Genomic DNA, 14,889 nt, shown 5'->3' with positions numbered 1-14,889 from the left:
AGCTACCCACCCGTACTCGCTACATCTAGGTCACATCAAACCAATCAAGCAGAGGTACCGCAGAGTTAATCACCACCTTCTTAAGGAATGGTTTAATGCAGACAACAAAAAAGGATAGTTTTTAGCTATCCTTTTAAGTAATTATATGATGCGACTAATAATTAATGCACGCGATCTTCAGGGTCTATATCATCACTATCTTCGTCGTCATACTCTGCATCTGGGTCTTCAAAATACGTGCCCCAACCATCATAGTTGATGCCCATTTTTTCAGCCAACTTCATTAATTGCTCAACCTGTGCGTCAATCAGCTCTGCATTTAAAGCACTTTCACTGATTACATCGCAACACATCAGGGTTTCACCCGTTTCAATTTCGAGCTCTTCTGCATCCGTGACTTCATAGCCTAGTTTAAAAGCTTCAACGGCTGCTTTCTCTAACAGAGCAAAGTTGTCCGCAGAGAAGTGATGCTCAATCGCATACAATGCATCAGGATCGCTACCATCTTCCAGTAATTCCTCGATGATCAAGCGAGTTTCTTCGTACTGCGCATCGAGTTCAGCTTTATCTACCATATCCACACCCCTTTTGTTTCTTTGTCGCTCATCTTTCTTTGCGCCATTCTCCCACACGGTTGACAGTGAAACCATATATTTAAAGATAATTTCTTTTACATTGGGGGTTGATTTTGAATTTTTATGAATATAAATTGAATATTAATTCAAATCAAAAAGGCTACCAATTATGAATCCCCTATATAATAAACCTTTTTTAAGGTTACTTGATTTTACTTCTAGCGAAATTCATTCACTTTTAAAACTCTCTTCTTGGTTAAAATCAGAAAAAAAAGCGGGCACAGAGCAGCCCCTCCTTTCAGGGAAAAACTTTGCCCTTATTTTTGAGAAAGACTCAACACGGACACGCTGTGCATTTGAAGTTGGAGCATTTGACCAAGGTGCTAGAGTCACTTATTTAGGGCCTTCTGGTAGCCAAATCGGCCATAAAGAAACCATGAAAGACACCGCTAGAGTGTTGGGTCGGATGTATGACGGTATCCAGTACCGTGGATTCGCCCAAAACACGGTAGAACTCTTAGCCGCGCATTCGGGAGTGCCTGTATGGAATGGATTAACTAACGAATTCCATCCCACACAGTTATTAGCCGATCTGCTGACCATTCAAGAGCACCGACCAAATACGCCATTCTCAGAAATTAAATTTGCCTATTTAGGCGATGCGCGTAACAACATGGGCAACTCGATGTTAGAAGCTGCTGCTCTCACAGGTTTAGATTTACGCCTTGTTGCGCCAAAAAGTTGCTGGCCGGAGGAAGACTTAGTGAACACTTGCCAAGCACTAGCTCAAAAAACGGGTGCGAAAATCACGCTCACGGAAGATGTCGCCGAAGGCGTTAAAGATGCTGATTTTATCTATACCGATGTGTGGGTATCGATGGGAGAAGCCAAAGAAGTATGGACACAGCGCATTAATTTATTAAAACCATACCAAGTGAATATGAATGTGATTAAGCTCACTGGCAACCCAAATGTGAAGTTCCTACATTGTTTGCCTGCCTTTCATAATGAGGACACCACATTGGGCGCACAATTAGCTAAAGAATTCAATATGTTTGGTGGCTTAGAAGTCACGGAAGAAGTCTTTGAATCGCCTTATAGCATTGTATTTGACCAAGCAGAAAACCGTTTACATACTATCAAAGCGGTGATGGTGGCGACATTAGCGCCAGAATTGCCTGCTAATATATTTTAATTATGCTGCTCTGTAGACATCAATTTAAGCAAAGGATGTCTACAGAAAAGTTTGACGAGTTAGAAGTGGCTATCAGGGATAGATCAGGTGCTACAACAAAATTACATTGTAAAATCTTTATTTTTGAAGTGTTGATATCACTTTCTTTTTTTGACCAGTAACTTCAGGGGCTGTTGTTCTAAACCGGTCAGACATTAATACTTTAGCATTCGCTAACATAATATCGCGCATTTCTTGAGGCGATAATCTTTCAACCTTATTATTCCCCATAAATCACCCCGTATCATTAATGTTCCCAAGCTGTATTGTATCAAATTCCACAATAATTTTACAGCATGGTGAAAAATAGACTATTTTAATAGCACTATTGATTCGACAGTAATTCCGTAAGTAACGATAGCTGAATTAATCGCAAAGCGTCACTGGTTGCAAACATAACATTTTCATCCCTTAATAATTTGAAACCAAACTTTTGATAATGTGAGATCAAACCTTCATCAGGTTCAATAATATAAACGGCTTTACTATCTGGATATTGAGTAAGGAAAAAAGTTACCGCAATAATAACTAAAGTAGTTAAACGCCCATTTAGAGGGTGCTCAGGGAGGTCTCGCACAAAAGACTCAATCAAAAAAATATGTAAGTCACCACGCTTAGTCGCGTAAACACCAAGTACTGCACCATCAATTTCAGAACCTTTCTCTAATCTGAACCCCATATGAAAGCTGTCTTCACTGAGAAAATGTCCAAATTTGCTAAGCCAATTTAACACAGACCGTTTATCTCTCACTAAGGACTCAAAGTCATCTTCTGATAGCGTACTTACTTGTAAATCTAAGAGAGCTTCATCAACAAACTCCTGTAAAAAATCGACTGTTTTATGTAGATTAGACTCCGAAGACACATGCGACTCCCTATATTGTTATCCGTTATACTCTGCTCCTCATACCTCACCTGCAAAAATATTTTGGCCTACTTTGCTGAAAATTTATATCAAATAAAAGTAGGCCATTCAGATAGAAAAAAGTGATTAATAAAGAAATAATATATACTGATTAGGATCTTTCACCATTAGCCAATCGGCTATTAATTATTTCAATAACTGATGTCAAATCAGCTAAAGTATCAATCACATAATGAGCGCCAGCAGCATATAGTTTCTCTGTGGCTTGTTGTTTCAACGCGTTAACTTCATCAATTGGCATCCCTTGATATTCATCCCATGTTTTACCAAATTCATTACCCGAAACCGCTAACCCAACGCTCCACATTCCCGCATTGCGCCCTTCTTCAATTCCGGGAACGGCATCATCCACTTTGATACAAGCGGATACGGAACCAACACCTAGCTCAATGACGTTCTGTAATGCCATCCAAGGTCCCGGACGCCCACCAGCAAGTAGATCATCACTTGCTATCCAGTAGTCGGGTTGGTAGCCCAATGCCTTTGCTGCTGGAACTAACTTTTCCATCACGGCACGAGGGTAACCTGAACAAGAGCCAATTTTAATATTTTGGTTGCGTAATGTAGCGATTGTGTCGACAACTCCGGTGATTGGCGCAGCAAAATCGACAACTTTAGCAATTTGCAATGGCATAAAGGCCGCGTAGATTTTATCGATATCCTCACTACTCATTGAGCGGCCAAACTTTGCGTTCCATAAAGCGTCTACTTCAGGCAATTTACCCAGTGCTTCAATATGTTGCCATTTTCCTAGTCCCATAGGAATGCGCGCTTGAGCCAATGTAATATTTATATCAAACACAGATTTAAATGCTTCGATGAAAATCTGAGTAGGAGCAAAAGAGCCAAAATCTACAGTGGTACCCGCCCAATCAAGGATAACGGCTTCAATACGGTTCATTTCTTTTCCTTATTTTTCCCAGTAAATGGCTTTTTTTATTGCTACCAACAATGCATCAATGTCTTTTTCATAAACTTCACCAATATTTCCAATACGGAAACAATCACTTTGCGAGACCTTGCCCGGATAAATGACAAAACCCTGAGATTTTAAACTCTGATAAAATTGCTTAAATTGGTAATCAGATGAATTTGGTGAGTAAAATGCGGTAATAATTGGCGAATGGAGGTTATCTTCTAACAACGTGGTAAAACCTAATTTACGCATACCGGACACCAACTTGTATTGATTCCCCTGATAACGTTGAAAGCGAGCGGCTACGCCACCTTCTTGAGCTAACTCCTTGAGTGCTTGGCCAAACGCCAATACGGTATGAGTTGGAGAAGTAAATCGCCACTTACCTTGGAAATCTTCCATACAGCGCCACTGCGCATATAAATCTAACGATAATGAACGGGAATGCCCCTTACAAAGTTCAAGCGCCTCGGTACGAGCGATAACAAAAGCGAACCCTGGAACCCCTTGAATACATTTATTCGCAGAGCTAATTAAAAAATCAATGTTAAGCTCAGCAACATCCATAGGGACCCCACCAAAACTGCTCATTGCATCCACGATATAGCATTTTTGATACTGCTTCGCTAACTTCGCGACTTTCTCGATCGGGTTTAAAATCCCTGTCGTAGTTTCACAGTGCACCATCGCAATATGAGTGATTTGGCTATCTTGTTGCAATAACTGTTCAATCTGTTGCACATCTGGCAACGACACTTCACCGCAATCATAAACATAATGAGCCACAGCCAAGCGCTGGGCCATTTCGGCCATTCGAGCGCCATAAGCGCCATTACTGATAATCAAAACTTTCTCTTTATCACCGATTGCACTACCTAAAACCGCTTCAACCGCATAGCTTCCACTTCCTTGAAGCAGTACCGAAGAATACCCTGCTTTGCCCGTTGCCAGTGTGACTAATTGTTGGCGAATATTTTGTACAATGCCTAAATTATAATCATCATCCCATGTACAGCTATCAAACAGCATGGCTTCCTTCACCGTTTTAGACGTGGTAAGCGGCCCCGGCGTTAATAGCAAATAATTGTTGTTTGTCATTCAATTCACCTATTGGTCTATACCAGTTTTCCATTATAATGGTCGTAGGCTGCTCAAAAGGTCAAAGGAAAAGTGCTCGTGAAACAAAAAATTCATATAACTATGTATAATATGACTGAAACAATGACAGGAAATAACCATGAAATTATCAGCGGATGAAGCCCCGCAATATCTGCTTATCAAAGCCCAATTACAGGAAAAGATTCAAAATGGCTCGCTAAAATGTGGTGATAAACTCCCCTCGGAACGCGAACTTTGTGCCATTTTCAATACCACTCGTGTCACTATTCGCGAAAGTTTAGCGCAGCTAGAATCCAGTGGGGCCATTTACCGTTCTGAGCGTCGTGGTTGGTTTGTCACACCTGAGCGCCTTTGGTTAGATCCAACCCAAAATACTAATTTCCATAAACTTTGCCTCGAACAAGGTCGCCAACCGAAGACAGTTTTACTGGATGGAAAAGTTATTACCGTTCCTCTCGAAGCTATGGAGCCGTTAAAACTTCAATCATTTGAACAAATTTATTTACTCACCCGCCTACGTTTTGCTGATGACAGGCCCGTTTGTTACTGTGAGAACCATTGTTTACCTGCTCGCGTTCCTGAACTGCTACGCCACGACCTCAACGGCAGTTTAACGGAAGTGTACGAAGCTCATTTCAATTTAATCTATACCAGTATGCATTTGTCTTTCTACCCAACGGCAATGCCTGCCCAAGCAGCACAAGCACTGGGGGTTACGGTTGGCCGTCCAGCCTTATTGTTGCAACGCTTAAACTATGACCAACATGGGCGAATTTTAGATTATGATGTTGAATACTGGCGCCACGATAGCTTGCGCATCGAAGTCGATACTTTGTGATTATTTCTATTTATAGAAAATAATTTTAGCTATTTAGCTGCATTTCATCTTTCTGTCATATAAACCCGTTAGCGTAAAAAACATCTGGTATATACCAGGATACATTTTACCTTAACAGGAGATAACCATGAAACGCACCTACTTAGCTGGTCTATTAATGGCAACCCTTTGCTCTACCTCTGTTTTTGCCGCTGATGTTGTGACTGTTTACTCCGCTGATGGCCTGCACGATGGCAACAACAGTTGGTATAAAAATCAGTTCGAGGCGTTTACCAAACAAACAGGCATTAAAGTACAATATGTCGAAAGTGGCTCAGGGGCGATCGTTGAAAGGCTCGCTAAAGAACGCACCAATCCACAAGCCGATGTGCTTATTACCGTTCCGCCTTTTATCCAACGTGCCGCAAAAAACCAGTTATTAGCTGAATTTACGCCAGAAAATGCAGCAAATATTCCTAATTCAAATCACTTTTACACGCCGTTGGTCAATAATTACCTGACCTTTATCTATAACGCTAAGCTGCTTAAGTCTCCTCCTGAAAATTGGGGCTCCCTACTCGATTCTCGCTTTAAAAATAAACTTCAATATTCAACACCAGGACAAGCTGGGGATGGTACTGCAGTGATGTTACAAGTTTTCCACAGTTTTAATGGCAAAGACGCAGGGTTTGATTATCTCGGTAAGTTGCAGGCTAATAACGTTGGCCCATCCGCCTCGACAGGTAAGCTTACCGCCCTCGTGAATAAAGGGGAGCTCTATGTCGCTAATGGCGACTTACAAATGAATTTATCCCAAATGGTACGTAACCCTAATGTCCAAATTTTCTGGCCAAAAGATGCCAATGGGGAACGTAGTACACTGGTTTTACCTTATGTTGTCGGCTTAGTTAACAATGCCCCTGAAACCGAAAACGGTAAAAAACTCATTAATTTCCTGCTGGATAAACCATCACAAAGCCGTGTTAGTGAGCTTTCATGGGGTATGCCTGTTCGTTCAGATATCACACCATCTGATAAGCAATACCAGAGCGCTGTCCAAATGTTAGAAGGTGTGAAAACTTGGCAGCCTAATTGGGATGAAGTTGAAGTTTCCCTATCCGATGATATTTCCCGTTGGCAAAAAGTCACTGATGGTGAGTAACTTGTGATGTTGATGAAACGAAAAGCCACTACTGCAATGCAGCAAACCGAGCACTCTGGGATCACATTAGAGTCTTTACGTGTCTCATATCATAATAATGTCGTGCTAAAACCTTTAGATTTAACCATCGACTCTGGGGAAATATTGGTGTTGATTGGCCCGTCTGGTTCAGGAAAAACCACGGTATTGCGAGCCATTGCGGGGTTTGCTCAACCTGACAGCGGGCGCATCTTATTAGGTGATATGGATATCACCCACCTTCCCCCATACCAACGCGGACTCGGTATGGTTGTACAAAATTATGCGCTATTTCCCCATATGAAAGTGGAAGAGAATGTCGCATTTGGCTTACGAGCTCAGAAACAACCTAAAGCACTCATTAACGAGCGAGTCATTGAAGCCCTTAAAATCGTCGGTATGACGGATTACGCAACCCGCTACCCTCACCAACTTTCAGGGGGGCAGCAACAGCGAGTTGCGATTGCTAGAGCGATAGCCGTGAGGCCTCGTGTTCTGTTACTCGACGAACCGCTTTCCGCACTAGATGCGCAAATTCGTCATAATATGGTTGAAGAAATTGCCCGTTTACACCGTGAACTGCCCGATTTAACTATTCTTTATGTGACTCATGACCAAACTGAAGCTCTCGCACTTGGTGATAAAATTGGCATTATGAAAGATGGCTACTTAGTCGCACATGGTGAGAAAAATGCCTTATATCACCGCCCACCCAACCGTTTTGCTGCTGAGTTTTTAGGCCGAGCCAATATTCTAGCCGCTACTGCGCTTGGTTTTTCAACAAGCCCTGGAAAAGTGAATGTCAGTTGTGGTGGAACATTGTTGGAGGCTCATACATTAGGCATGCGAGCAGGCACTCACAAATGGGTGTGTATCCGCCCACAGCACATCACGCTAGTACCAAATTCCAATGCCACCAATCAATTACAGGCCACATTGACGTCTATTCGCTGGCAGGGGGATTTAACGCATTTAATTTGTGATGTTGCTGGTGAAACCGTGAGTGTTGCCATCACCCATTTGGCCTCACCGCCTAAAATAGGCGACAAACTCACTTTATGGTTTTCACCTGCGGATACCGTTTTAATTGAGGAATAACATGTCACATATTAGCGTGCCAAAAGGTTCATCAATAACGATAAAGCCCATTTATTGGATATTGCCGCCATTACTGGTGTTAGTTACGTTGTTTTTTTATCCCTTATTGTTGATAGCCCAACAAGCACTACAAAATGAGGCGGGTAGATGGGGGTTGGATGCATTTTGGCAACTTATTGAGTCAAAACGCTTTATTAATGGGTTATGGAATACACTCTACATCGCCATTTTGGCCACCTTAGGTTGCCTTGTGATAGGTAGTGTATTGTCACTGATCTTAGTGTTTATTCCTTTTCCGGGAAGCCGTTTTATCACGCAAGTGATTGATACTTTTATTGCTCTACCGACCTTTTTGATTACCCTCGCTTTTACCTTCATTTATGGTTCTGCAGGGTTACTCAATGGCACCTTGATGGCATTGTTTGATTTAGAATTCCCCCCCGTTGAGTTTCTTTATTCTATCCATGGGGTGATTTTGGCAGAAATTACCGTTTTTACCCCTTTGGTCATGCGTCCCCTTATGGCGGCACTGCGGCAAATCGACAAGAGCCAGTTAGAAGCGGCAAGTATTTTAGGCGCACACCCTGCACGGGTTATCGCGCAAGTTATTTTCCCTGCGGCGCTACCCGCCTTATTAGCAGGGGGTAGCCTGTGCCTGCTGTTAACCACCAATGAATTTGGCATCGTACTGTTTATCGGGGCGAAAGGCGTCAATACCTTGCCGATGATGGTATACAGCAAGGCAATATTAGAGTCAGATTATGCGGTGGCATGCATGATTGCCTTAATTAACATCTTGCTTTCACTCGGGTTATTTTTCCTATACAGAATGGCGACCACTCGCCTTGGGTTAAGGAATTAATTATGTTGATTTGGTCTAAAAAAGGGCGAGCCACTGCCACTATCATTGCCATCAGCTTATTTGGTTTATTGTTTTTACTGCCTTTAGTGATGATTTTAATGTCGAGTTTCAGCCGCCAATGGAATAGCATTTTGCCTTCAGGCTTTACTTTTGAACATTTTGTGAATGCGTTTAGTGGGCCAGCTTGGGATGCCATTTTATCCAGCCTAGTGGTTGGTTTTAGTGCCAGTCTATTTGCGCTGTTTTGTGGGCTTTGGGCTGCGTTAGCACTAAGAAGACACAGTGGGAAAATACAAAAGTGGCTGAGTATTGCATTTTATCTCCCCAGCGCTATTCCTTCTGTGTCTATTGGGCTTGGGATCCTTGTAGCATTCAGCCAAGGCTATTTACAGATGAACGGCACTTTTTGGATTGTATTTAGTGCTCATTTTGTGTTGATTTCTGCTTTTACGTTTAGCAATGTTTCCACTGGGTTAACCCGTATTTCTCCCGATATTGAAAATGTGGCTTTTAGCTTAGGCGCTTCCCCTTGGTATCGTTTATGCCATGTCACCCTACCACTATTGATGCCATGGATGATTTCAGCATTAGCATTAAGCCTATCACTGTCCTTAGGGGAACTTGGCGCCACAATGATGTTATATCCCCCCGGCTGGGCGACATTACCTGTTTCCATTTTCAGTTTAACCGATAGAGGCAATATTGCTGATGGTTCGGCACTAACGATTGTATTAGTTTCGATTACATTATTACTAATGATGAAATTAGAGAAAGTAGCAAAAAGGCTTGGGCAAAAATAAAAGTTATCACGCTAAATAGCCAAGTAACCTCTACCTACTGGGCTATTTAGCGGCCTGTATACTATTCCCACATATACTTATCTTTTTTTGTCCAGCCTTTGGATACCATACATTCCAAGTAATAATTATTACGGGTATCTTCATTGACATCAATCACATAGCTTTCCATAACTGGTGTTTGTTCTTTATAAGTTTTGTCTTTTCCACAATCATCATCTTTTTTGCATTTTTTTTCGACATAAGACATAACAGAGCGCTGCGCAACTTCATTTTTGATTGGGTACAAATGAAGGGCTTCAGGTTTACAAACTGCATTCGCCTCAGCTTGAGTGAATTTTGAGCCACCGGAAACAGGTACCCAAACAGATGAACAGCCAGAAAGAAGGAATGCCAATAGAATAAAAAGTCGTGATTTCATAATGATCATATTTAATTAAAAAGAAAAAATATCTTACTCGTACATAAAATGTGTGTAAATAAATGTACTGTATATTCAATCATGTGATTTAATTTTGGTTTAAAAAACACCAATGCTCAGCACATTCCCTATTGAGAGATACTATTTCTCCCATTTTTCAGTTAGTTCAAATATTCACCAAAACGCAAAAATAAAAAAAATGTATTTTTCTTTATGCAAACGCTTGCGTCATGGAATGAGATGCGTATAATGCGCCACAATTTGCCGGGAGAAACCATGAACGCTGCTGCTCTATTTTTTACAGAGAATACCTCCACTGCACTGCCTTCTGGCGGTCTGGACAGCCTGTTTTTCCCCTTCTTATTTATAGAAAAGCCCCTCAATTGAGGGGCTTTTTTTTGGCCTATAGACCTAACATGTCTTGCTGACACAGGAGAACAACAATGCCGAACCCTTTATACCACCGCGATATCATCTCGATTAATGATTTAGACCGTTCAGACCTTGAATTAGTGCTTAATGTTGCGGCTTCATTAAAAAAACAGCCGCAACCTGAGTTTCTAAAACATAAAGTCATCGCAAGTTGTTTCTTTGAGGCCTCTACACGCACACGCTTGTCATTTGAAACGGCTATCCATCGTTTAGGCGCTTCCGTTGTTGGTTTCTCTGATAGCACCAACACATCCCTCGGTAAAAAAGGGGAAACATTAGCCGATACCATTTCTGTTATCAGCCAATATGTCGATGCTATTGTCATGCGCCATCCGCAAGAAGGTGCCGCTCGCCTCGCTAGCCAGTTTGCAGGCCACATTCCTGTCATTAATGCAGGCGATGGTTCAAACCAACATCCCACACAAACATTACTCGACTTGTTTACTATCCAAGAAACGCAAGGCCGTTTAGAGAACCTGCAAATTGCCATGGTCGGTGACCTAAAATATGGCAGAACCGTGCATTCCTTAACCCAAGCACTGTCTAAATTTGAAGGCAATCACTTCTACTTTATTGCCCCTGAAGCGCTTTCAATGCCAAACCATATTCTGCACATTTTAGAAGAAAAAGGCGCAACCTACAGCCTGCATAATAATATTGATGAAGTGATGCCAGAACTCGACATTCTGTATATGACCCGTGTACAAAAAGAGCGCCTCGACCCCTCTGAATACGCGAATGTGAAAGCACAATTTATTTTAAGTGCGGCTGACCTGCATTGTGCAAAACCGAATTTAAAAGTCTTACACCCACTACCACGGGTTGATGAAATCGCAGTTGATGTGGATAGCACACCTTATGCTTACTATTTCCAACAAGCAGGAAATGGGATTTATGCAAGGCAGGCATTGTTATCTCTAGTTTTAAATAAAGAATTAGCTATCTGAGGAGGACATACCATGACACAAGATCATAAATTACAAGTTGAAGCAATCAGCCACGGTACCGTTATTGACCACATTCCTGCTCAAATTGGTTTCAAATTACTAAAGTTATTTAAACTAACAAAAACAGATGAACGCATCACAATTGGTTTAAATTTGCCATCAAGCAATCTAGGTAAAAAAGACATTATCAAAATCGAAAATACCTTTTTAACTCCAGAGCAAGCTAACCAATTAGCCATGTATGCCCCTGAAGCCACCGTTAACCGTATTGAAGATTACCAAGTGGTAGAAAAGCTTGAACTCACACTGCCTCAGTATATCGACAATGTGTTAATTTGCCCAAACAGCAACTGTATTAGCCATAATGAACCTGTATCAAGCAGTTTCCGTGTGAAAAAAATCGGCAAAGAAGTCGCACTGACGTGTAAATTCTGCGAAAAAGAGTTCGATAGAGACGCTGTGATCAATAACCAATAGGTTGTTTTTGCGTAGACTGCGGTGTTGTGTAGGTGCAATCCATGTTTATAATGGCGCCTAACACCCCATAAAGTTATACTCAAAGTCACACTAAGCCACAAACACCGCTGTGGCTTACCATATGACGAGTATTTTTTCTTTACGTGATGAAACGGAGTAGTTATGTCATACGAAATCAATACAGAAAACGCACCAGCAGCGATCGGTCCTTACGTTCAAGGCGTAGATTTGGGTAGTATGGTTATCACATCAGGGCAAATCCCTGTTGACCCTAAAACGGGTGAAGTGCCTGAAGATATCGCAGCACAAACTCGCCAATCACTGGCTAACGTAAAAGCAATTTTAGAAAAAGCTGGCTTAAGTGCGGCTAATATCGTGAAAACAACGGTATTTGTAAAAGATTTAAATGACTTTGCGACAGTGAATGCAACCTACGAAGAATTTTTCAAACAACATAATGCACCATTCCCAGCGCGCTCTTGCGTTGAAGTTGCTCGTCTGCCAAAAGACGTGAAAATTGAAATCGAAGCAATCGCAGTACGTAAATAACGATTAGTTCGAGCCAAACACCCCATGCTTTGGGTGGGGTGTCTTTCATTACTGTCTACCTCCGATACAGAATAAACTCCCCGCCACAGTAGTCATTTTCATGCTTTGCGAATAAAGAAAATCACATCTCTTTTTTTATTTATCTCACTGATATGGATACTGGCAACTGAAAAGATTTATTTCCTCTGCGCTTTTGATCTTCATACAAATTATTTTTTTCTTTGTTTTAAATCAAATGTTGGCGATCTAAATAAAAGCAAAATCCTACATATTGTGCTTTAATTACACCTAATGACACAACATATAGTATTTATTCACATTTTATCCACAGATTAGTCCCCGTGATAAACATGGCGAATAGCTGAAGTCGTATTGTGGATAACTTAACAAGGAGAATGCCCGTGGGAACGGTTGTTATAAAAAGAGATGGTTGTCAGGTCGGTTTTGACCTTCCACGAATTCAGGAAGCCGTTAAACGTGCAGCGGCTGCTGTGAATGTTAAGGATGACGATTATTGTCTTCAGGTTGCTTCTGTTGTCACAGAGCAACTTTGCAGCCGTGACCGAGTGGATATCGCTGAAATCCAAGACGCTGTCGAAAACCAATTGATGGCGGGGCCTTATAAAGACTTAGCCCGTGCTTATATTGAATATCGCCACGACAGAGACAGCGAACGTGAAAAACGCAGCCAATTGACACATGACATTCGTGGGCTAATCGAACAAAGTAATGTCTCTTTACTCAATGAAAATGCCAATAAAGACAGTAAAGTGATCCCGACACAACGCGATTTACTCGCTGGTATTGTCGCTAAACACTATGCAAAACAACATATTTTGCCGAGAGATGTCGTTATCGCACACGAACGTGGTGAAATTCACTATCATGATCTCGACTATGCGCCGTTCTTCCCGATGTTTAACTGTATGTTAATTGACCTTGAAGGCATGTTAACTAACGGGTTTAAAATGGGAAATGCAGAAATAGAGCAACCAAAGTCTATTTCAACCGCAACAGCTGTTACAGCACAAATTATTGCACAGGTTGCGAGCCATATTTATGGGGGCACAACCATTAACCGTATTGACGAAATTTTAGCGCCATATGTCGCTATCAGCTACGAAAAGCACCTAAAAGTCGCCAAAGAATGGGGAATAGCAGACGCAGAAGGTTATGCACACAGCCGCACCGATAAAGAGTGTTACGACGCCTTTCAATCCTTAGAGTATGAAGTCAATACGCTTCACACCGCAAATGGCCAAACCCCGTTTGTCACCTTTGGTTTTGGTCTCGGAACCTCTAAAGAAGCACGATTAATTCAACAGTCTATTCTGAAAAACCGCATTGCGGGACTTGGTAAAAACCGTAAAACGGCCGTTTTCCCTAAGCTCGTATTTGCAATTAAAGATGGCCTAAACCATAAGCTAGGCGACCCTAATTACGATATCAAACAACTCGCTTTAGAGTGTGCCAGTAAGCGTATGTATCCTGACATTCTTAATTACGACCGCGTCGTTGATGTTACTGGGTCATTTAAAACGCCAATGGGCTGCCGCAGTTTCCTTGGTACCTATGAAGAAAATGGGCAACAAATTCATGATGGGCGCAACAATTTAGGGGTTATCAGCCTCAATTTGCCTCGTATTGCTATCGAAGCTCAAGGCAATGAAGATGCATTTTGGGCATTACTGGATGATCGCTTAGCTATTGCCAAAAAAGCCTTAATGACTCGCATTGCCCGTTTAGAAACCGTCAAAGCACGTGTTGCGCCAATTTTATATATGGAAGGCGCTTGTGGAGTTCGCTTAAAAGCGGATGATAACGTCGCTGAGATATTCAAAAATGGTCGTGCATCTATTTCTTTAGGTTACATTGGGTTGCATGAAACCATCAATGCACTTTTTGGCACACAAACTCATGTGTATGATGATGAAAAATTACGTGAAAAAGCCGTCGAAATTGTCAACCGCTTACGCCAAGCCACCGATGAATGGAAAGCCCAAACAGGCTATGGTTTCAGTTTATACAGCACACCAAGTGAAAATTTGTGTGACCGTTTTTGCCGTCTCGATACCGCTGAATTTGGTGTGATACAAGGTGTTACCGACAAAGGCTACTACACAAACAGCTTCCACTTAGATGTTGAAAAACAGGTGAATCCCTACGATAAAATTGATTTTGAAGCACCTTACCCTGCACTCGCGAATGGCGGTTTTATCTGTTATGGCGAATACCCAAACTTACAACATAATGTTAGAGCCTTAGAAGACGTGTGGGACTACAGCTATCAACATGTGCCTTATTATGGGACTAACACCCCCATTGATGAGTGTTATGAATGCGGTTTCTCCGGTGAATTTTCCTGCACCAGCAAAGGTTTTACCTGCCCGGCTTGTGGTAATCATGATACTAACCGCGTTTCAGTTATCCGCCGTGTCTGTGGCTATTTAGGCAGCCCAGATGCAAGGCCATTTAATGCAGGAAAACAAGAGGAAGTCAAACGCCGTATTAAGCATTTAGGTAACGGCCAAATAGGTTAA

Annotated in this window: 16 protein-coding genes; 10 read left to right on the top strand and 6 right to left on the bottom strand. The window is 41.8% G+C overall.

The features are described from left to right. Positions 1–161 precede the first annotated feature (161 nt). On the bottom strand, positions 162–575 hold the full coding sequence (gene rraB / locus PSF31_RS14905; RefSeq protein WP_176489311.1) for a ribonuclease E inhibitor RraB: 414 nt from the start codon (positions 573–575) through the stop codon (positions 162–164). 169 nt (positions 576–744) lie between these two features. On the opposite strand from rraB, the gene argF reads away from it, so the two are divergent. After that, complete coding sequence (argF, locus tag PSF31_RS14900; protein ID WP_096864314.1) at positions 745–1,770, top strand: ornithine carbamoyltransferase; 1,026 nt, start codon at positions 745–747, stop codon at positions 1,768–1,770. Between the two features lie 117 nt (positions 1,771–1,887). On the opposite strand, the gene PSF31_RS14895 is transcribed toward argF, so the two are convergent. The 4 genes from PSF31_RS14895 to phnW all read right to left on the bottom strand — a co-directional run bounded on the left by PSF31_RS14895 (position 1,888) and on the right by phnW (position 4,748). Beyond that, complete coding sequence (locus PSF31_RS14895; protein WP_153673787.1) at positions 1,888–2,040, bottom strand: hypothetical protein; 153 nt, start codon at positions 2,038–2,040, stop codon at positions 1,888–1,890. A gap of 94 nt (positions 2,041–2,134) precedes the next feature. Then, positions 2,135–2,674, bottom strand: coding sequence for a hypothetical protein (locus PSF31_RS14890; protein ID WP_096864315.1), 540 nt, complete (start codon positions 2,672–2,674; stop codon positions 2,135–2,137). 151 nt (positions 2,675–2,825) lie between these two features. Then, positions 2,826–3,635, bottom strand: coding sequence for a phosphonoacetaldehyde hydrolase (phnX, locus tag PSF31_RS14885; RefSeq protein WP_096864316.1), 810 nt, complete (start codon positions 3,633–3,635; stop codon positions 2,826–2,828). 9 nt (positions 3,636–3,644) lie between these two features. Continuing rightward, positions 3,645–4,748: a 2-aminoethylphosphonate--pyruvate transaminase gene (gene phnW / locus PSF31_RS14880; RefSeq protein WP_096864317.1), complete on the bottom strand. Its 1,104-nt coding sequence runs from the start codon at positions 4,746–4,748 to the stop codon at positions 3,645–3,647. A gap of 139 nt (positions 4,749–4,887) precedes the next feature. On the opposite strand from phnW, the gene phnR reads away from it, so the two are divergent. The 5 genes from phnR to phnV all read left to right on the top strand — a co-directional run bounded on the left by phnR (position 4,888) and on the right by phnV (position 9,526). Continuing rightward, positions 4,888–5,607: a phosphonate utilization transcriptional regulator PhnR gene (phnR, locus tag PSF31_RS14875; protein WP_004905839.1), complete on the top strand. Its 720-nt coding sequence runs from the start codon at positions 4,888–4,890 to the stop codon at positions 5,605–5,607. Between the two features lie 127 nt (positions 5,608–5,734). Beyond that, positions 5,735–6,748: a 2-aminoethylphosphonate ABC transporter substrate-binding protein gene (gene phnS, locus PSF31_RS14870; RefSeq protein ID WP_096864318.1), complete on the top strand. Its 1,014-nt coding sequence runs from the start codon at positions 5,735–5,737 to the stop codon at positions 6,746–6,748. Between the two features lie 6 nt (positions 6,749–6,754). Next, positions 6,755–7,864 (top strand): 2-aminoethylphosphonate ABC transport system ATP-binding subunit PhnT, encoded by a 1,110-nt coding sequence (gene phnT / locus PSF31_RS14865; protein ID WP_096864319.1) that lies wholly within the window; start codon positions 6,755–6,757, stop codon positions 7,862–7,864. A gap of 1 nt (position 7,865) precedes the next feature. After that, on the top strand, positions 7,866–8,726 hold the full coding sequence (phnU, locus tag PSF31_RS14860; RefSeq protein WP_096864320.1) for a 2-aminoethylphosphonate ABC transporter permease subunit: 861 nt from the start codon (positions 7,866–7,868) through the stop codon (positions 8,724–8,726). A 2-nt stretch (positions 8,727–8,728) separates the two neighbouring features. Next, positions 8,729–9,526: a 2-aminoethylphosphonate ABC transport system, membrane component PhnV gene (gene phnV, locus PSF31_RS14855; RefSeq protein WP_096864321.1), complete on the top strand. Its 798-nt coding sequence runs from the start codon at positions 8,729–8,731 to the stop codon at positions 9,524–9,526. Between the two features lie 61 nt (positions 9,527–9,587). Here the strand turns inward: phnV and PSF31_RS14850 are convergent, their stop codons facing one another. Next, positions 9,588–9,944 (bottom strand): hypothetical protein, encoded by a 357-nt coding sequence (locus PSF31_RS14850; RefSeq protein ID WP_036958764.1) that lies wholly within the window; start codon positions 9,942–9,944, stop codon positions 9,588–9,590. A gap of 443 nt (positions 9,945–10,387) precedes the next feature. Here PSF31_RS14850 and pyrB point away from each other — a divergent pair, with 443 nt between their 5' ends. From pyrB to nrdD, 4 genes are all read left to right on the top strand, one after another. Then, positions 10,388–11,323: an aspartate carbamoyltransferase gene (gene pyrB / locus PSF31_RS14845; protein WP_004907510.1), complete on the top strand. Its 936-nt coding sequence runs from the start codon at positions 10,388–10,390 to the stop codon at positions 11,321–11,323. Between the two features lie 12 nt (positions 11,324–11,335). Beyond that, entirely contained in the window at positions 11,336–11,800 is a 465-nt protein-coding gene (pyrI, locus tag PSF31_RS14840) for an aspartate carbamoyltransferase regulatory subunit (protein WP_004905852.1), read from the top strand. 162 nt (positions 11,801–11,962) lie between these two features. Next, positions 11,963–12,349 carry a 2-iminobutanoate/2-iminopropanoate deaminase gene (gene ridA, locus PSF31_RS14835; RefSeq protein ID WP_004907508.1) on the top strand — a complete coding sequence of 129 codons (387 nt, stop codon included), beginning with the start codon at positions 11,963–11,965 and terminating at the stop codon, positions 12,347–12,349. Between the two features lie 401 nt (positions 12,350–12,750). Beyond that, the gene (gene nrdD, locus PSF31_RS14830) at positions 12,751–14,889 is read left to right on the top strand and encodes an anaerobic ribonucleoside-triphosphate reductase (RefSeq protein WP_096864322.1); all 2,139 of its coding nucleotides are present in this window, start codon (positions 12,751–12,753) and stop codon (positions 14,887–14,889) included.

The organism is Providencia sp. PROV156, assembly GCF_028480905.1.
Lineage (GTDB): Bacteria > Pseudomonadota > Gammaproteobacteria > Enterobacterales > Enterobacteriaceae > Providencia > Providencia hangzhouensis.
This window is presented reverse-complemented; position numbering and strand designations above follow the sequence as displayed.